Genomic DNA, 20,425 nt, shown 5'->3' with positions numbered 1-20,425 from the left:
ATCTCATTTTATATTGCCTGTAATACTTTATATTTTGTAATGCATATTTCCGATTCTGATTAGTTTGGCTGTGGTGGCGTTGCTGGTTCTGGTTCTGGTGCTGGAGGTGCTGGTGGCTATGATGATAATAATTTTATTGCGCCTGTGATTGGCGGCTGACTGGATCTGCTCTACAAATCGGGATGTAAACCTGCTCTGAGATTGTACTTTTTCAACACGTAACCATGGTTTATCCCATTGTTTTGATATGTGCAGTGCAGGCAGAGTCGGCTCAATATGTTTGTTTTGTACATGACGCAGTGCATGGTATGCCTTGTTTTCTGAAATAAAAATGGGCGCTTTTCCATTTTGGAAAGCGCCCTATTTTTTGGTGCATCCAGTCTCATAGCCATGTTGTGAGGACAGTGCACCAGGTTTATTTGTATTTAGAAAGGAATTCAAGTCCTGGTAAGGGATACTACTTTTAATGCTGCTGTTACTGTGCAGCCTCAGGACAGGTAAAGTCATCCGGACGGATTGGTCGTATGGCGCGACATGGGGTACCGAAAGCCACCATGTCAGCTGGGATGTCCTTTGTTACAACAGAGCCTGCGCCAATAATGCAGTTATCGCCAATGGTTACACCAGGACAGATAGTGACGTTGGCACCGATCCAGACGCGCTTGCCAATGGTGACAGGACGATTGAACTGGTAGGCACGGGCACGAAGCTCAGGATTTTCCGGGTGCAGAGCAGTGGCAATCACTACACGAGGTCCAATCAGAGAGTAATCACCAATGGTAATGAAAGTATCGTCTACAGCGCAGAAGTCGTAGTTAATATACACGCCAGTGCCCAGGATAACGTGATTACCGCCGAAGTTCATACGAACAGGAGCTTCAACAAAGCAGTTCTCACCTACTGACCAGAACATTTCCTTAAGGAGCTGGGAACGGCGTTCAAGATCGTTATAAGCGGAAGCATTGAACTCATTCATGGCTTTCAGGCACTTGCGCTGCTCGGTGCACAGCTCGGCTATGCTGGAATCATAAAGCTCACCTGTGTGGAGGAAAGGGAAACGGCTTTTGGTATCTAAAAACATGGGATTCTCCAGAAAAGGCCCTCAAGCACACACCTGAGCCGCAGCTTTCGTTAACGCTTACGGCCCGCAGACGGGCAGTTAGAATTCACTTTGCTATCTTAGCCAAATGGCCTGATACAGACAAGATTTTGAGAGTATGACAGGCGCATTAAATTGTTCCTGATCCTTATTTATCCTGTGTTGCCACGTCAGGATATAGTCTCCAGCAGCTTGCTCTCATACCCATGGTGCTATGCGGTTAGTGGAGGCCTGTTAACTGTTTGTGACGGGCTATTCTGTCCTTTACCTAAAGCGTTTACGGAAGCTTTTACCCTGGTCATATTCTGTAAGTTCGCCTGGACTGCCAGTACTGGTGTTGTCAGTGACTGCAATAAGGATCATGCAACAGCATTTTGGGCTGCCGAATTTTGGCCAGCTGGCGGGCCTCAACTGTGATTATGCAGTATCTAAGGTCCTTCTAATTTTGCCGGGCTATTATGAATCCGTGGTCATTAAGACCGGCAACGGCATACCGGGAATCAGTGCCGGGCCGGAGCTGCTGTAAGACAGCAGCAGCTCAATTCCAAAGTGATTCCTGTCCTTGTGTCTTTAGGGGATAAGGGTAAGTCAGACCGGCTTTGGGGAAAGACCTTCTGACAGGTATGCCGCCCTGCCCATGACTGTTTTATGAGGTCTCCATGAATAAGTTCAAGAAAAGTATCAGCGCTCTGGCTCTGGCTGTTGCCGCCCTTACCTCAAGCGTTGCCATGGCTGCCGACGGGAAGTGTTCTATGGATTATGGAAAGATTAATGTTACCGGAGAGGGTGAGGTAAAGGTTATGCCGGACCGCGCTACCCTCAACTACCGTGTCATGACCATCAAGGCCACACCCGATGAGGCCCGCAAGGAAGTAGAGAAGACTGTTACTGCTTTCTCAAAGGAAGTTGAATCCCTTAAGCTGGACAAGCAGGCTTTCGTTGCTGACTCCATTGTGGTAACAGCCAGCTATCGCTACGACGAGAAGGCCAAAAAGCAGGAACTCGTTGGTTACGAGGCCAGCCGCAACGTCTCAATCAGGATTGCTGACTTTGCTCTGATTGGCAAGATTAACGATATGGCCATCAAGTCAGGCATCAACCAGATTTCCGGTTTCGAGTACTCTCTGTCTGACAAGAAGAAGCACGAAAAGGAAGCTGCAAAGCTCGCTATAGCTGATGCCCGTGAGCGTGCTCAGTTACTGGCTGACGGCTTTGAAGTCAAACTGGGCAAGCCATGCTCCCTGAACTTCCAGGATCGCCATATTGGCGTTTACCGCGCCATGAGCAACCGCGCTCTGGCCTACGCCGCTCCTATGGCTGAAAATGATTCAGCAGTTGTAAGCACTTATGCCATTGAGCCTATTGTTGTCAGCTCCACCGTAAATGCCTCTTTCAACATTGATGACTAACAGTCAGCTGCGCAGCTGTCTTTAAGCAGCTGAGCCTGCTGCAAGTCATACTGCTCAGAAAGGATTTCCACCGGTCTGGTACGGAGCTTTGCCTGCCGTACAGATCGTTTGAGTAATGTCCTTTCTGACTCAGACCCCGCTCTGGATGCCAGAGCGGGGTCTTTTGCTTTTGAGCTGCATGGCCTTTTCACAGACTGACATCGGTCTGGCAGCATGGTAACGATCCTGTTGAGCTCAGTTGCAACCTGGACGTAGAGTTCCTCTCCATGATAGAGAGGATAACTGCCGCTCCGTCCTGTCTGCGCTTTTTGATCCCTTAAATTCTGTCTACAGATTAGAGGTCACACTTTGCTACTGCAGAAGAGAGGTTAAAGGCCGTTAAGAACAGGCAGAGACAGCACATATTCATAAATTGTGAGGTACGCTCCTTTCATTGCGCAAATACCTGTGTTTAGCAGCCATTTTATAAGAAAAGCCTTATCCGTAAAGGGATTAAGGCCTTTAATTTTTTTAATCTTCCAGGGGATGCAATGCTTTAAATCCCCGCAATCTTTATAAGCTCAGCATGCTCGTAGGCAAGCACCTTACTGTCAGGGCAGGTGCCTATTTTGAGCAGTCTTTTCAGCTGCTTTAGACCAACATGGAGAGGCACCTCACCCATTCCTGCGGCATCCATAACAATTTGCGTGTCTCCTCTCATAAATAAGTTGTTTTGGACAAAACCATTAAAAACATCTTCTTTTGGGACCAGATCATTGAGCCCATACTGTATCTGGCCTTTACCAGTGTTACATGGGTCGTACAGTCTCGAGCGGCTACGAATGTTAATGAAGAAGACATCATCCCTGGTCTTAGCTGAAGGTACAACACGGGCATCTGCCAGTGCTTCGCAAATGCGCTTCGTTGACATCCTGTATCCAAGATTGAGCAGCCTGTCCTGAAGAATGCGCAGCATCATCAGAGCAAATACACAGAGGTAACAGTGAGCTTCAATTCTTTCATGAAGCCTTACATATAAAGGCCTGATGCTGAAAGAGCTCTTCATTATCCTGAAGCTCTCCTCAATGCCAACCAGCTTATGATAGGTATCCAGCACTCCTGTGTCAGATAAAATCTGGGCATGCTCACCCTTAGGATGGTCGAAGATAACAGCACTGTAGCCTGCAATCTCCTCTTTTTTCCGGATTAGCTCATCCTTGAGCCCGGTTGCTCTGAAAGCTTCCTTCTCGTCTTTGCCTGTGCTGCTGTTTCTCTTTGTTCCTGCAGTAGCATCAGTGCGTTCGGTTCTCACCAATGCTCGCCAGCCACTGACAGCTGCACCAATCAACTCATGATTAAGAACAGCTTTCATTGCCTTTTTCTTCTGTTCCTCAAGCTGTGCAAGATCTCTTGCTTTTCTTTCTGGGCTGAACGTGTAAATGATCTTGCATGGTACCTTGATCGTTCTTGATTTTATTTTCCCAGAAGTCGGATCAACCTCACCCTTGATACGGGCGGTCTTGACGTAGTCACATATCTTGAAACGCAGCTCGTTCTCTTTCACGGTGCCATCTTCAGTTGATATGACAAAGGCCCCATCGTCTCCCGGAAGGTAGTTGCGGTACCCTGATATGTCGAGCATCTGAGCTCGATCCTTTGGGTTTTGTTGAGAAACTTTCTGTGAAACTACAAAACCAAGATTCCTTTCCTGTACCTTGCTGAGAACCTCAGTTCCATTAATGCCCCGGTCTGCGACAAAATAAAAATCTTTTATGCCGTACTTGTCCTGAAGACTTTGTATGACTGGCTCAACCTGATGAATTTCAGAAATGTTGCCTGCAAATATACGGCAGTCGATTGGAAAGCCATCCTCATCAATAGCAAGTGCTATAGAAACAAGAGGTTGAGCGTACCTCCCCTCCTTAGATAGTCCTCTCATTCGTATATCTGAGTTTTTACCCAGCTCAAGAGCCTCACTTAGTGCAAGCTGATACTCCTCGGTCTCCATGTAAGCATTGACCTGCTCATGGCTTGCTCCCTGATTAGTCATGTATTCACGAGTGGTACGTGCGAAGCGGATGGCACGCCAGGTAACATCATCATAGGGAGTCTCAAACCATGTGTTTGTACAGTCAAAAAAAGCCAGTCTTATCGCTTTTTTCTTATGCTCCATGTGAGTTCTTACTGCATGACTTAACAGCTCGTCTTTAAATTCATAAACAAAGTCCAGAGCACGGTAAAAGTTATCCTGATTGATTCGGCTCCAGGGGCAGTAGATAAAGTCACTTCTGTTGTTGCTTGCCTGCAAGTATGACTGTGGTCTGAGAATTTTGACTGACGCCAGGTAGAACAGCAGATCATTGAGGCTCCACGCTTCTATTTCGGTATAAGCCTGCTGAAGATAACTGATCTTGTACTTCAGTCCCAGTTCATTCTCCCATATTGGCTTCAGTGCAAGATGGCCGTAGTTAAGCTCGAAAGCCCCGTTCAACCTGGGGGTATCGTCACACTCCAGGCCATCATCATCAACCTTAGCAACATCAGCCGCCTTTACTGCTGACTCTGCTGCCATGGTCAGCCGTGCATTAAGACAGTCTCGTTCCAGTTCAGCAGTGAGCTGCTTGCGAGCTCGTTCGTCCTCAAACGCTCTTCTTACCTCCTCAGGTAAGTTCTCGTACCTGCCATAGCTCTTCACCATCCTTTTGACGCACTTGCCTGTTTCAGGATCATGAACCGACTCCATCATAAGCAGGTACTTCCTGCCACGATTGGTCTTCAACCTCAGGTACATAAGCTCCCCCAAATATCCATACCTAATGATAGAGCCCAATTCTATCATAGTGGGCCCCCTGAATCCCCCAGTAGTATAAAAAATTTTTGTAGACAAAATAAAAGCCAACTCCTATATATATAAGGGTTGGCTAAGCGGATCTGGTAATATGGCTGCTAAACACAGGAGGATAACTGCCGCTCCGTCCTGTCTGCGCTTTTTGATCCCTTAAATTCTGTCTACAGATTAGAGGTCACACTTTGCTACTGCAGAAGAGAGGTTAAAGGCCGTTAAGAACAGGCAGAGACAGCACATATTCATAAATTGTGAGGTACGCTCCTTTCATTGCGCAAATACAGGCGCACAATGGCATGATGCGTGCTAACATCAAATGTAACTATGCCTGACAGAACGTCCCGTAGTGTAACTTTGGACTTTATGGCCAATTTTGCCGCATTCTGTCAGCACTATACCTCCCTTTTTTGCCGCCTACCCTGCCTGAGTCCGGGTTGCGGCCTGAAAAATACGCCTGTCTCAGGCTATGTAGCCGCCTGTGAGCGGACATAAGGACTGAGCATAAGGACAGCCGCATGCAGCCTGAAGCTGCGTGCGGTCTGCCCGGCTCTTGTGCCCTCATGCCTGCCATGCAGGCAGCACATGAGCCAGGTCATTTACAGCAAAGGGCCTTGATATCGGTGCTTACTGGTATCTTTCGGCGTCCCCGTCGGCCGCTGCTGCAGATTGCAGTGGTGCAGCCGCTGCATGCTTTTGCACATGTATGCCGAATCAGCCTGATGCTCGAATAAATCTGCCAGCACTCTGCTACAGGGTCTGGGCCTTAACTAGCTGTCCAGTATGGACATTGAGAGGCCAGCCCGACAGCGCAGGGCAGGAAAAGGGCGGTCTTTCTGGAACTTGGGTCTTGCCTTTCGCTGTGAGACTTGAGGTTCAGTTTAATTTAGTTAAATTTCTCCAATGCAGGGTGGTATCGCTCGGGAAACCACGCTGCCTTCCTGCTAAATGGAAGCAAAAATGAAACAGACAAACTCAACCCTCAAGTTTTTAACTGCCGAATACTCAGCAGTGCTGCACAATGCCTACGTCAAGGGACTGGCATCAACAGCCCTCCTGGGCACTGCAATCGGAGCCGTCGGCGCGGTCAACACAGCAGTTGCCGCTGAGATCAATGCATTCACCGATCTGGCCAATAAGGGCGACGTAAGCTTCTCCCAGAAAAAGCAGCAGAATATCGATATCAACAATGCTGACGGCAAGTGGGAAGCTAACCTTAACGTAACTGATGGTTCAGGCTCCGGTATTACCTTTAATCAAAAAACTCAGAAGGTTAAGGTAACTGGTGCCGGTTCGCTCAATATGAGCACCAACAATGCAGCCATCGTTAACTTTGGCAGCTCTAACAGCAATTACGAATTCGACATGGACATCGGCTCTGCCTCCATTGAGCAGGGCTACCTCAATGTCAATGCAGCATCAGGTGGCAAGACCCAGGTATCTGCACGCAATGTAACCATTGGCGGCGGTGTGAAGGGCGGTAACGTCGTTATCAACGGTAACGGCGGCCAGGCCATCTTTGGTCGTGCTGACAGCAAGCTGGGCGCTGGCGACGGCTCAGTCACCAATCTCAGACACAATGGTGAGATTGTCTTCAATGGTACTGCTGCTGACAAAGCTGTCCTTGATGGCAAGGTCGACTCTCTGGGTGGCGATATTTACTTTAAGGGTAACGGTACCTTTAAGGCCCAGGGCAAGATTGACAAGACCAACATCCACATCAAGGGTTCAGGCAGCGGTACAGCTACTGCTGTATTTGATTTTGATACCGCTCTGGCTGCTGTAGAGAAGCAGACTGCCAACCTGAGCATCAACAACAGCAAGGTAACTCTGGGCCACACAGAAAGTGGCACCTCAACAACTGGTGCAATCGAAGTTCGCAGTGGCTCCCTTGAGATTGGTACCGGTTCTACTGTTACTGCTGCAACCGAGAACAGCTCCATCAAGGTAGGCACTGGAAACAGCAAGGCCACTTTGAAGATCAGCAATGCTCAGCTCCAGTCCTACCTGTCGGCTGACAACCAGACTGGCGCTGACGGTGCAGCTGCCGTCCAGGACAAGGCCGGTGCAGTTGAGCTGGGCAACAATGGCGAGCTCTACCTGATTGCTGATGCTGGTCAGTCCGCAGAGATTAACGCACTTGAGTTCAGCACTGCGGGCGGTGTCGGCAAGATCAAGATTGGTGAGTCAGGCAGCACTGTTCGTGCTGACAACCTTGAGATCAAGTCAGCTCTTACTGGAGATGCCGCAAGCAAGATCACTCTGGCTGCTGACAATGTAACTCTTCACGAGCAGTCTGGTGGCGGTTCCCTTGGCTTCAAGGCTGTCCGCGCTGCCTCAAATGTCACTTTTGAGAATTACAACGATCAGCTCAACAGTTACTACAGCCTCAAAGACCAGGTTGAGCTGCAGAATGTTCACAAAGAATTAAATCCATACCGCCCAGGTATCAATCATCAAATCAATGTTGCTGACAGCGGTACATTAAAGGGTAAGGTACAGATTGAGTCTGGCGGTTCTATTACTGTTAAGGCTGGTCACTATACAGCAGAGGATGATATTACCCTCAGTGGTGGCAAGCTGCAGATTGGCGGATTCAAAGATGATGCAGATCTCGTAGGTGCCGCAACCTCCCTGGCTATTAAGGGTAAACTCAATCTTACCAACTCCACATCAGGCGATCAGATCCTTATTCAGAGCAATGGTTCTATTGCAGATCTTGGTGAAAACGTTAAGTACACCGGCCGTGGTGAACTGGATCTGACATCTGGCTCTGTAGCCGTTACTGCACACGAGACCAATGTAACCACTGTCAAGGCTGTAGAGTCTGATATTAAGCTGAGCAAGGCTAACTTTGAAGAGCTGCTCAATGTAAAGAATCAGCGCAAGGGAGATAAGGCTGCCGGTGCTGCTGTTGTCTTAAGCTCCGGATCAACCATGGAAATCATGGGAGACCTCAAGGGTGATACCCGTGGCTTTGAGACCTCCAAGCTGGTCAACATGACCACTGAGGAGAAGCCAAAGGCCTATGCAGCAGCCGGTGAAAAGGTCACTTCCGACTACATCGGATTTGAAGGCTCAGGCAATACTCTTATTACCGAAAATGCCTGGATTCAGGGCGACAAGATCGACATCGGTGTGGGCAATACCATTGTTGCCCGCAAGCAGCTCAACCTCAACGTAGCTGAACTGGAGTCAGGCTCAGGCCGTGCAACTGGTGATTTCATGATCAGCACAGGTCGACTGGTTGCCGGTGATGAAATCCGCAGCAGCAACAAGAACACCATTAACATTGGTGAGAAGTCTGTAGCTGCTCTTGAGCTTGGTCATGCTTCCCTCAAGAAAGATGAGATGGGCAACCTCAGTGCCGCCGGTAAGCTTGGCGAACTTGAGTCCCACTCAAGCAAAACCGGTCTCATCTCAGCCAACATCAAGCTTGACGGTCAGGACAAGGAGCGTCAGTCTGAACTGGCTGTTGCCTACGGCACCTGGAATCTTTCAGACGTTGAGGCAACCAATGGTCGCATCTCTGTTGGTAAGGCCATTGATGGTCTGGACACCTCAAAGATTAATTATGATGGTGGCCGTCCTTCTGTATCCTTCAACAAGCTGACCCTTAAGGAAGGTTCTGCCCTTGATGTTCATGCCGGTACTACCGCAAATATCAAGAATCTCGATATGACTGATGGTACAGTCAAGATCTGGGGTGATGCAGTTGTAGGTAAGGCTGATGGCAACGTCCCTGAAGATCAGGCTAAAGACTATGTCTACAAGGTAACCTCAGGTACTGTTACTGTTATTGGCCGTGACGCCATGCTTACTATTGGTAAGGAGGCCCTGGCCGGTATTAAGCTTCGTGAGGATCCTCCAGCACCTCCAGCCCCAGAAGGAGGCGAACAGGGTGGTCAGCAGGGCACTCCTGAAGCCCAGGGTGATGCTGAGCAGACTGCCGGAATGCTTGCTGGTAATCTGTATGCTGAGGGAACCTCAGGTGATCAGAGCTCTGGAAACAACTCAACCAGCGATCAGACTGCAGCCAATATTGATCCAAACAATCTCTATGCTGATGTCATCGTACTTGACGAGCGTGGCACTCTGAACCTGGACTTCGACTCTTCTGTCGAGCTGACTGCATCTGATGTAGCAGCCCTGCGTAAAGAGTTCATGCACAACAGCACCCTTACCTCAGACGGTCTGCTCAAGTCAGGTTACCTCAAGCTAGGTAATGCCAAGCTCAAGGGTATTGAGGTCGGAAAAGACAACAAGCTCGACTGGGACAAGATCAAGGACTTTGCTGACGTAGAAAACGGCAATTTCTCTGATATTCAGACCGAGCAGCTCAACAAGGCTCAGCTGACCAATGTCGATACCAATGACACCATCAGCATGAACCTTGGTTCCGTAGAGCTCAATGGTGCTACCGCCACCCTTGGTAATGGTTCCCTGAATTATGCTCAGGGCAACGGTGGCAACTACATTGTTGATAAGAATACCGGCAAGGTCGCCAATGCCACTATTACTGCCGGCTCCTACAGCGCTCTGAACAATGGCGGTAACATCGGCACTGTAACTCTGACCGATGGTACTTCCACAGCTCCTACCACACTGGCTACCGGTGGTACCGGAACTACCAATATCGCCAAGGTCAGTGGTACTGACAACACCATGCTCTCCGTCAACGGCCATACCGTTGTTGCCGAGGGTGTTGATGTCGGTACTCTCGAGGTTAACGACCGTATCAATGTTGAGGGTGGCAGCGGCAAGACCAATGTCAAGTTCCTTGCTTCCTCAGCAAATGGCAAGGGCCAGGGTCTGCTGACCACCAAGGAGCTCACTGTTAAGGGTGATGGCGCCGGCAGCGGTCAGGCCATTAACTTTACCGGCAACCTGCAGGTTAGCGGCAACACCACCATTAATGATGACGCTACCCTCAATGGCAACAACCAGCTCAACACCGTAAACTTCAATGGTCGCACCCATCTGGCAGGCGGCACTACCAGTGCTACCAATGTCACCATGGCCACCAATAAGGACCTGATTGTAGGCTCTGACGATACTGCTGTAACAGGCGGCGGCTCAGCCTCCCTGATTGCCGGTAATCTCGACCTGGCAGGCGGTACCTTATACGCTGATCCGGCCTATGGCTCACCAGTATCCATCGTGGCTATGAATACCGTGGGCAAGACCACTGCTCCAGCCCTGATGAACGCTCTGGCTGCATCTGGTGACACCACTGCCCCTGACGCAAATCAGGGTGGTACTGGCGGCGATGCTGGTACCGGCGGTGGCACCGGTGGTGGTACCGGCGGCGGTACCGGTGGTGGTACTGGTGGCGGCACCGGTGGTGGTACCGGTGGCGGCACTGGCGGTGAGGGCGGCTCTGGCGGCGGCACCGGTGGTGGTACCGGTGGCGGCACTGGCGGTGAGGGCGGCTCTGGCGGCGGCACCGGTGGTGGCAATGGCGGTGAGGGCGGCTCTGGCGGCGGCACCGGTGGTGAGGGCGGCTCTGGCGGCGGCACCGGTGGTGGTACCGGTGGTGACAATGGCGGCACCGGTCCGGTTGTGGCCTCTGCTGGCGTCATCGATGGCAACATCGTGGCTCTGCAGAACTCCATCGTGGCTGTTGGTGTGGATACCTCCAATGCCAATGCTGCCATGAACGAACTGCGTGAGGCCTTTGGTCCTCTCATGGACAAGAACGGTTCTCTTATCGACCCTGCAAAGGACAGCAAGGCTGTGGGTGCCGTGTTCTACGCAGCTAAGCCTGTTACCGTACAGAATGGCAAGAAGATCGTTGTTGATGCTACAAAGACCCTTGAGAGCTATCAGGGCGGCATGGCTTTAGCCTCTGCAGCTGACACCCAGAATGTTAACGGCTCTGACCTCTATCTGGGCGCCAACTCAGCTCTGGCTGTAAGCCACAGCGCTGCCACCTCAGGCGTTGCTGCAGTTACCTTTGAAAACGAAAATGCTGTGGTCTACGCTCAGAAGGGTGCCAAGATCCTGCTGGCCGGTCGCAATGTTAACAACACCTCTTCTATCAAGCTTATTGCTGATAACAAGGGTGCCGGTTATGCCGAGCTTAAGACTGAAGGTAATCAGGCTATTGCTGTTGAGTCCGTCAACGGCCTGTACCAGCTCGAAGGCGGCTTAAACCCAGGTGAGATTAAGGATATCCAGCTCACCATCAACAGAAATGCTGCCGGCAGCCTCTTTACCGATGCCTCCGCTCCGGTCAGAAAGACTCTTATTGCCTATTCTGACCCTCAGAACAAGCTGGGTGAAGTTGGCCGTGGCACAGTACACAATGGCGCCGCAGCCGGTGTAACTTACGATGGCAAGGACTTCAAGGATGCTACCGGTCAGGTGCTCAACAAGAATGATTACCTTGCTGTAAGCAATGCCAGCGGTGGCTATGATGTCTACAAGGCAGCCTACAACCCTCTGCTGCACAATATCACTACCGGCTCTGTATCAGGCCGTGATGCTGAAATTGCTGCACGTATGGGTGAGATGGGCGGTGTTACCCAGTCAGCCATTCAGGCTTCCCGTAATGTAAGCGAGACTGTCAACGCACGTCTGGCATCCCGCTACAGCACCGATGCCAGCCCAACCAAGGTCAACACCGATGGCCGTGCTTCTCTGTGGTTCACCCCTGAGGTCCATGACTTCAAGTCTGAGGATCTCGAGGCTGACGATCGTACCTACGGTGCCGATCTGGACATGAAGGGCGTCACCATTGGTGCTGACATCAGCCTGCATCCACAGCTGGCTGTTGGTGGTGAAATCCACGCCGGTACCGCTGACGGTACAGGTAATGGCATTGGAGATGGCGTCAAGTCCGATCTCAAGTACATTGGTGCCGGTGCTTATGCCCGTTACGACTACAACAAGTTATCCGTCGTATCTGATGCCAGCGTAACTGTGAGCAAGGGTGATGTTGAGGCCCAGACTGCAACCAGCGGCCGTCTGACTGCTGATGCTCAGGCCACCAATATCAGTGCCGGTGTCAAGGCCTACTACAACAATGACCTTGGTGACACCCGTATCAGCCCTTATGCCGGTATTCGTGTATCTCACGTCAAGACCGACAGCTACACTGTTAACAGTGATAAGGGCAAGGTAGCCGAATACAGTGCTGATGCCTCCACCATGGTATCCGTACCTGTAGGTATCAATATTTCCCGTACCATCACTTCCGGTACCTGGAATATCAAGCCATCGGTTGCTCTTGATGTCACCGCCAACCTTGGTGATACCGATACTCAGGGTAATGTACAGTGGGCCGGTGCTCAGAACCTGTCTACTGCAGTTCAGAACGAGCTTACCGATGAGATCACCTATGGCGTCAAGGCTGGTCTGGGCGTCAAGAACGGTGCCTTCTCAGCTGAAGTCGGCGTAGGTTACAAGGGCTCCAAGAACGCAGACGACGTTGCCGTCAATGCCTCTGCCCGCTACGACTTCTAATAACGCCGCTGCCCGGCCTGTCCGGACAGCACCAGGGGCTGCTGCATGAGCTCAGCCCCAGCAAGCAGGGCCGCTCCCTCACGGGTGCGGCCCTGCCTTTTTCTGCACCCCATCCGTTCATCAGATCCGGACGACCCGCCCGGCTGCCCGGTCATCGACCATACCCTCACTCAGCTGCACCGGCCATCAATCTCCCCCGGCCGCTGTCGCGGCATACCCCAAACCATAATCACTTTCCAAAATAGTTTATAACTGTAATAGCCCCACAACACGGGTCAAATCCATACCCGCAGCCAGCAAAGCCCGGCCACCTGTCCCACAGTCATCGCGCTCAGCTCGTCTTATCTTTCCCCTCAGCTTAAATCATCACAGCCTCGTCCCATAATACGGCCTCCATAATCTGAACAGTTAAGCCCAAAGACCGCACCTGCTCACCAGTCCAGCCATGCCCATTTCCCGGCATGCCATATGGCACTGCATGGCATTGCCCTGATACATCACGGCATGGCATGACACGACACGACACGGCTCCGGCATGGAACTGCCATGGCAGGGTCAGCCTGCAGGCAGTGCTGCACTGGCCGATTACCTGGCCCCTGGTCCTGGCAAGGCAGGTTTGGGCCAGGCAGGCCCTGGCCTGGCTGGGACATGGCTGGCCGTGAACCATAACGGTCAGGAATTGCACCTCAACAGACAGCTTCGGATCCGTAGCTGTGCAGACCTCGTAAGCCGATGTATGCGGCGCTAAGATAGACGCTCCTGCAGTTAAGAGTGCCCGAATTATTTGCCCGGGACATGGCGGGGATCTGTTTTTTTAGGCCAGGAGACAGCACATGGACGCTTTAGCTATTGCTCATAAAACCATTGTTCAGCAGAAGCTTGAGGACAGGCAGATGCGTGAAAATCTGGCCGCCGCTATGCACACTATGCAGGCCAACCGCCAGCGTACTATACAAAGCAAATTTATTGACTGGGAGGGACTGCGTGAACGTGGCCGCCAGATTAAGGATGAGACTCTCAACAGTCTGGGCAAAATGCTTGAGACTTTTGAACGCAATGCTGTGAGCAATGGAATGCAGGTTCATTACGCCTCCACATCAGAGGATGCCTGCACCATTGTCTATGAGCTGATGCGCTCCCGGGGCATTGAGCGTGTGCTTAAGGGCAAGTCCATGGCCACAGAGGAGATAAAGCTCAACCATTTTTTACAGGAGCGTGGTATTGATGCCATAGAGACTGATCTGGGCGAACTTATTATTCAGCTCAATGGGGAGATGCCGGTACATATTGTGGGACCGGCCCTGCATAAGAACCGCTATGAGGTGGGACAGATTTTCCATGAGCACCTGGGCGCTCCCCTGGAGTCAGACATTGAAAAGCTCAATGCCATAGCCCGTGAACATCTGCGCTCTGACTTTGCCCGGCTGAAAATGGGCATATCAGGGGTTAACTTTGCAGCGGCCTCTGAGGGCGCCCTGTGGCTGATAGAAAACGAAGGCAATGGACGCATGTGCACCACAGCTCCTGATATCCATGTAGCTGTCTGCGGTATAGAGAAACTGGTACCAAGCCTTGAAGATGCCGCTACCATTGCCCATCTGCTTACCCCGTCAACTACAGGTCAGCTTATCCCTGCCTACTGCAATATCATTACCGGCCCGCGTAAGGCAGGTGAAAAGGACGGGCCACGTGAAGTCCATGTCATATTGCTTGATAACAGACGCAGCTCCCTGCTTGCTCACCGAGAGCTCCACGAGGCCTTACGCTGCATACGCTGTGGCACCTGTCTTAACTTCTGCCCTGTCTTTGACAAGATAGGTGGCCATGCCTACCGCAGCATCTACACAGGACCGATTGGCGAGGTCATCACCCCTAATATCTTTGGCATCAAAGAGCATGGTGAAATGCTCTCACTGTGCACCCAGTGCGGCCGCTGCTCCGAAGTCTGCCCGGAAAAGATTCCCCTTGCCCGGCTTATCCGACACCTGCGCGCCATACGCGCAGGCCAGATGCCTGGCATCCCCCAGCCCGCCCAGGCAGAGAGCGCTGCGGCCACTGCCGCCGCATCTGCAGCCGGGCAGGCTCATTTATCCGCTGACACGACCCATTCCGCTGCCCCTGAACTGCCTGCCTCTGGTGGAGCAGCCGATGCCTGCCCTGGCACAGACAAGGCCCTGCCTGAACAGCAGGCCACCGCGCAGCAGCTGTCGGCTCTTCAGGCACCACAGCTTTCAGATGACGGCTCAAAGGCTGAAAGAATGGCTGTTGAGCTGTACGCCCGTGCCGCTGTAAACAGCCAGCTGTGGAGCATGGGAGCCGCCTCGGCTGTCATGTTCAACTCGATACTCAAACCTGTTCTCCCGCATACCCCGGGCATTAAAGGATGGGCCCGTTACAAAGAGCTGCCAAAGCTGGGTACCTTATCAGGCCTGGTCAAAAAGGTACGCGACCTGCCAGACGTGACCGTTGAGTAGTACGCCCCCAGTAATACTGCAAGGAGCAACGACTAAGCGCCCTTGCCATTTGCCACTGCCCTGGCTCCTGGCCCAGGTCCAGGCCCACATCCGGGGGCTCAAGCCCGGCCGTTGCCCCAATGGCTGGCTCGGCTGGTTACTGCCGACCAGGGCCATGGCCATGGCCATGGCCATGTTCTCATGGTCCGCTCTGCTCTTGGCTGCTGGCCCGCATCCAGGGGCTCAAGCCCGGCTGTTGCCCCACTGCCCAATTCCGGTCATGGCTGATGGCCATGATTTTGGCCTGATAGCCATACTCCTGGTGAAAAGCCTGGTCCATGTGCTGTCAACTCACAAAAGGCATGGCCGACAGCAAGCGATCCTGTTGCAATCTCCTCAAGCAGCACAGGAAAATCCATATCACTCCCACCTGCACAGGCAAGATCACAGACAACAGTCCCGACATATTCTCCCTGCCAGCAAGCACCTGTGTCCTGTGCAGGGCCTTACCTGCAACTGAGCATCCAGCACTGTTACACATGAGCGGGTATCTTTCCTCTCCAATGAAGCTGTCTGCTGCCATATCCTGATGCAGCACTGCATAGCCCGGGCATCAAACTTAGAGCCGGGGCTGCATTTCCCTCAACTGCCTGACTTTCAAAGATCCTGCTTTCCGGTCATCACAGTCGCTTTCCATAACCAAACATACAGTGACCACAGGAATACGTACTTGAGACAGTGCCATGCCATGGTACCCGCACAAGCAAGACTGTCCTGTTCCACCATCCCTCCTGTATATGCAGCCACACGAGCTGTCCTAAGGACAGCAGAGTGTATAACTGTTGCTACTGGGCACTGCAGTCATGCCTGGACCGTCCATGTACTGGCCCTGGCAGCACCTGCAATGGCCTTGCAGGGCAGGACTGAACAAATCACCGAGCAACCAGGAATATGGTATCGCTGATTCCGGGATAACCTCACCGGCAAAGCATCACAAGATAATCCCCGGCATATGGCCATGGTAAGCTTTTATCCATCCTGGCAGCCCTGACTGCAGGGCAGCATTTGCTGGCTCATCTCCAGCCTTAATCTGATGACAGCCGTCAGAATAAGATATGGTTCTGACCTGGCTCTGTCCTGCCTTTGCGGGCTTTTATGGGAGACGTAGCTCCGTCTGTATGCACCATGGATGATTTGAATATGCTTATTGGGGCAGCAGCAACATACCTGGCTGCGCCATGGGCTTAACAGGCTTTACCAGGCTTTACCATTGATTTACCAGGCACGTAGCCAGATAGTGTTCCAGGTACGTTAATACGCCGCATAATATGCCTCTGTGACACAAGGACTGTCATCATTATGAAGTACGAACTTAAGAGTGGCCTTGCCCTAACCGTGCCCGGTGCGCTATTGTGCAGCTTCAGCTCTGCCGCTATGACAGTCCATTGCGGCACCGTCACCTGTCAGTGCAAGGTAAGCCCATGCATCAGGTAAACAGTACCGCTCCAAATGCAGCTCAAATGCCGCCCAATTGCGACTGCCCAATGGAAAGGTCAGAGACAATGGCTACTTGATGTCTAACGGCTTTGCTCAGACCTGCATACACCTCAATTGTCAGAGCAGTCGCTATATGCTCGGTCAAACGGACTTACAGTCTGTTATCCCGGGCATCTGCAGGCACACTGGACTGATGATTACCGTGAGCTGAGCTTAGGGGCATGGACAAGCTATGAGCTGTTATGCTGCTGGCGGTCAGTAAGGCTGACACTGGCTCATTCTCAAAGTGAGGCACAGTCAGCCCCAAAGACTGTGCTCATGGCATGGTATGGAATGAAATCTGAACGGCATCTGATGAGCTTACTTATGAGCGGCGGCAGCCGCAGGAGCCTATAATGCCTGGTTATTCCTGGTTGTGCCGGGAATAAACAGTACAGCCCGGATGCGGCCTCAGGCTGATGATTGCTCAGGCAGGTGATAGCTCAGCCTGGATGTGGGCTTTGACAGTATGCGTGCTCAGGCTGGATGTTGGCTCAGGCTAAACTGGCAGTGAGGCTTGTGAAACAGCTCTTGCCTGGCAAGCAGTTATTTTTGGCAAAGGGAGGGCATGGTTCTCATCCCTGTTTTGGAAAGCAAAGGCATGGATAATAATATGATGATGCAGCTGCTGAAGGACTATGCTCAAGCCCGAGACCGGTATGAGCAGCAGCTGCGCGTGCAGCGGCCATGCAATCTCAATCTCTTTTCCCTTTTTGGTCTGAGCACAGATGAGCGTGCTCACAGCAGATTTATCCATGCTCTGCTAAGCGATCCTCACCATGGTGAGGATCTGGCACGCATGCTGGTAAGACAGATTCAGTTCCGCATGCTCAATCCTCTGGTAACAGTAAGCCTGAAAGAGCCTGAGGAAAGCCAGTGCCTGCAGCCTGATAATGATGGTGACGATGATCAAAGCACAACACTACATGGCTCCAACAGCCCACACCTGAACTCCACAGCCAGCCGCAGCTGCACCAGCCAGACACAAAACAACCAGGAGCTATGCCCTTCAGCACGGGCTGCTGTAACCAGCGCAACTGATACTGGTGCCGGGGCTGGTGCCTGGGCAGGGCATGATGAAGTTCAGGATAATTCTGGTGCGAGCCTTTGTGCTGACCTTGCTTCGACAATGACCCAGTTGGCAGCTGCATCTGACAGCACTGTCTGTCATTGCCCGGACAACACAGTTGAACACAGCAGGGATGAGGCTCTCGCAGACAGCTGCCAAAACGCCCCTGGCCCCCTGCACAGCAAGGACAGTCCAGCAAGCCACAGCATCCCTGGCTACCTTGGCAGCAATGTCTGTGCTCCATCACCTATGTGCAACTATACTGCCCCTGAGGCAGCCGTTTTGGGCACAGCTGTATCTGCAGCTGCATCTGCAGCTTCAGCCGCAGCCACGCTTTCTGGGACAGCCAGCGCCTGTTCATCCTGCGTGTCTGAGATCTCCGAGGCTGGTGAAACTGAAAATGGCAATGACATCCTGACCGGCCTGTACCAGGGCAATGACTCTTCTTGCCATGCAAGGCAGGCAGCCTGCGGCAGCCAGGACCGCAGTATCGCCAAGGACTGCAGCACTTGTGGGGATGACCATGGCCAAGTCCATGATCAGGATTCTGAACAGGGTAATACTCACTATAGCCAGGCCGATGCAAGTGAAGCCCTGACGAGCAGCGTGAAAACAGGCGCCTGCATCTGTGCAGCTCATGAAGCTGCATCAGCTCAGTGCTCTGACCCCAGCTACTGCAGCAGCTGCAGCAGCATTACTTCATCTGCCGGGGCACTGCAGGATGCAGCGAAGTCCTGTGACATGGCGCCGTCAGGTTATGCCATGAATATAGAGAATACCGGGATAGCTGGTTATGCCGCCATATCTCCCAGTGCTGGTACCGGGAACGGAGCCTGTACTGTCGCCGGAAACGGCGCCAGTGCTTTATTCGGGATCGCGGCCATTCGTGACACAGGAAGCAGTGCCAGTGCTTTAGTCGGGAACGCAGCCAGGGGTGACGCCGGGAACAGTGCCAGAACCGATGTCGTTGCTGGCGGCGAGAACGTCGCCAGGGCTGAGAGCGGTGCTGGTGCCGGGGACGATGACGGCAACGTGCGGGATGAGGGCCGGGCTGGGGCTAATCTTGAGGCTCACTTCGGATTGAAGTTCAGACTGATGGGTGTTCATTGCGAATACCTGACCTGCGATGATGAAGGGCAGCGGGGCTTTATTGATATCCTCATTGAGGCTCAGGTGCCTTCAGGACGCCTGGCTCTGGTTATAGAAAATAAGATTTATGCTTCGGATCAGCCCCGTCAACTGGCGCGCTACTGGAGGGGACTTAAAAATCAGGGCTGGCTCAATGAGGAAATTGTCCTTGTCTATATCACCCCTGATGGACATGCACCAGAGCAGATAAGCCTTACAGGACTGCCTGCGTCAGTTGCCGGAGCTACAGTATGCATGTCATGGCGCGATGATCTCATCAAATGGCTGGAGTGCTGCCCGGGACATCTGAGCCTGCCTGTACGTCTTGAGGACTGTATTAACCAGTATAAGGAGCTGCTTGCTGATATGAGTGACAACAACACAGTAGACCCGGTCGCCGCATCATTTGCTCAGTCCCTGCTCGATGACAGGCGTATGCTGGGGCCTCTTTTTGATATGGGTGATGTCTTAAGCCAGGTGCGCGCCCGGCTGATGAGCCTTTTTTGGCAGGATCTGAGTACAGCCCTGAAGTCAGATTTAAGTACCCTGAAAAAGACTGTGGCACAGCCTGAGCAATGGCTGCTGCAGCTTGAGCCTGATGACAGCTCATCCTTACCATCCCTGATGGATATCTACAGCTCTGACTGTCCTTGCTGCTCGTCGCTGTGCCTGGGCATTAAAAACCTGCCTGATGGCAGCCGTATCGCCTTTAAGGTCGAGTTTTACGAACAGATGTATTACGGCCCTGTGCTCTTTGATGCCCATGGCCAGCAGGTCGAACGTCAGTTCATTCACCTTACTGACAGCTTTGCCTCTTTGCTTGAATACCTTGGCTATACAGCCAGCGCACGCAAGACTGACGGCTTTATCAACTTCCGCTATCTGACCTGCAACCTTGAGCAGCCGCACAGCAGCGACAGCAGCACCAGAAGGTACAACAAGGACAGCAGACACATCATGGACAGCAGATACAGCATGGACAGCTGCACCGACGAGCCTGACTTTTACCGCATGGACAAGTCTCTGGCCCTGTGCCTTGCAGACGACACCCGCCGCCGTGCTCTGGCCGCCCATATCTCAGGGAAAATCTGCTCTGACCTCAAGGCCATGTGCGCTATCCCTGACTGGGTCACCATTTGACAACAGCCAGCAGCCAGCCATGGCGCAGCTCTCCAAAGCGGCAGGGGCCACCAGACTGTTTGTCAGGACCTCCACTCAGGTCTGCCAATCAGGACAGCCGGCAGAGGCTCAGCGCTCAGCTGCGCCAGCCAGGATGGCCCAGGGCCACAGGCCGGCCGGCTGGCCGGTCCTGCGGGCGTACGTACTAAATTTATGTGGGGTGTGATGCTGGACCTGATTTCTTTAAGATTTCTGCATGTTTATTAACAAGCAGGAGACTTATATGGGTGTTAAAAATGAAACACCAGTAGCTTCTTGTAAACG

General features: G+C 52.3%; 7 protein-coding genes. 5 read left to right on the top strand and 2 right to left on the bottom strand.

What is annotated here, in order from left to right:
• Positions 1–475: 475 nt before the first annotated feature.
• Complete coding sequence (locus tag MXE39_RS06160) at positions 476–1,081, bottom strand: sugar O-acetyltransferase (protein WP_246977610.1); 606 nt, start codon at positions 1,079–1,081, stop codon at positions 476–478.
• A 379-nt stretch (positions 1,082–1,460) separates the two neighbouring features.
• Here MXE39_RS06160 and MXE39_RS06155 point away from each other — a divergent pair, with 379 nt between their 5' ends.
• Both MXE39_RS06155 and MXE39_RS06150 read left to right on the top strand, forming a co-directional pair.
• Positions 1,461–1,625, top strand: coding sequence for a hypothetical protein (locus MXE39_RS06155; RefSeq protein ID WP_246977611.1), 165 nt, complete (start codon positions 1,461–1,463; stop codon positions 1,623–1,625).
• A 133-nt stretch (positions 1,626–1,758) separates the two neighbouring features.
• Positions 1,759–2,508 (top strand): SIMPL domain-containing protein, encoded by a 750-nt coding sequence (locus tag MXE39_RS06150; protein ID WP_246977612.1) that lies wholly within the window; start codon positions 1,759–1,761, stop codon positions 2,506–2,508.
• Positions 2,509–3,043: 535 nt separating this feature from the next.
• On the opposite strand, the gene MXE39_RS06145 is transcribed toward MXE39_RS06150, so the two are convergent.
• Complete coding sequence (locus MXE39_RS06145; protein ID WP_247073865.1) at positions 3,044–5,374, bottom strand: IS1634 family transposase; 2,331 nt, start codon at positions 5,372–5,374, stop codon at positions 3,044–3,046.
• A gap of 915 nt (positions 5,375–6,289) precedes the next feature.
• Between MXE39_RS06145 and MXE39_RS06140 the strand changes: the two genes are divergently transcribed.
• The 3 genes from MXE39_RS06140 (at position 6,290) to MXE39_RS06130 (ending at position 20,122) form a co-directional block, all read left to right on the top strand.
• Positions 6,290–12,796, top strand: coding sequence for an autotransporter outer membrane beta-barrel domain-containing protein (locus MXE39_RS06140; protein ID WP_246977615.1), 6,507 nt, complete (start codon positions 6,290–6,292; stop codon positions 12,794–12,796).
• An 833-nt stretch (positions 12,797–13,629) separates the two neighbouring features.
• The gene (locus MXE39_RS06135; RefSeq protein WP_246977616.1) at positions 13,630–15,270 is read left to right on the top strand and encodes a LutB/LldF family L-lactate oxidation iron-sulfur protein; all 1,641 of its coding nucleotides are present in this window, start codon (positions 13,630–13,632) and stop codon (positions 15,268–15,270) included.
• Positions 15,271–17,386: 2,116 nt separating this feature from the next.
• Positions 17,387–20,122, top strand: a complete 2,736-nt coding sequence (locus MXE39_RS06130) for a PD-(D/E)XK nuclease family protein (RefSeq protein ID WP_246977617.1) — start codon at positions 17,387–17,389, stop codon at positions 20,120–20,122.
• Positions 20,123–20,425: the final 303 nt, after the last annotated feature.

Origin of the sequence: Anaerobiospirillum sp. NML120511, assembly GCF_023050955.1 — a bacterium.
Taxonomy (GTDB): Bacteria; Pseudomonadota; Gammaproteobacteria; order Enterobacterales; family Succinivibrionaceae; genus Anaerobiospirillum.
The sequence above is the reverse complement of the archived record's forward strand: the minus strand, read 5'-3'. Positions and strand labels throughout refer to the sequence as shown.

Coding starts and splice junctions, on each gene's coding strand:
- MXE39_RS06135 (WP_246977616.1), top strand. CDS start 13,630: ATGGACGCTTTAGCTATTGCTCATAAAACCATTGTTCAGCAGAAGCTT.
- MXE39_RS06130 (WP_246977617.1), top strand. CDS start 17,387: ATGGATAATAATATGATGATGCAGCTGCTGAAGGACTATGCTCAAGCC.
- MXE39_RS06160 (WP_246977610.1), bottom strand. CDS start 1,081: ATGTTTTTAGATACCAAAAGCCGTTTCCCTTTCCTCCACACAGGTGAG.
- MXE39_RS06150 (WP_246977612.1), top strand. CDS start 1,759: ATGAATAAGTTCAAGAAAAGTATCAGCGCTCTGGCTCTGGCTGTTGCC.
- MXE39_RS06155 (WP_246977611.1), top strand. CDS start 1,461: ATGCAACAGCATTTTGGGCTGCCGAATTTTGGCCAGCTGGCGGGCCTC.
- MXE39_RS06140 (WP_246977615.1), top strand. CDS start 6,290: ATGAAACAGACAAACTCAACCCTCAAGTTTTTAACTGCCGAATACTCA.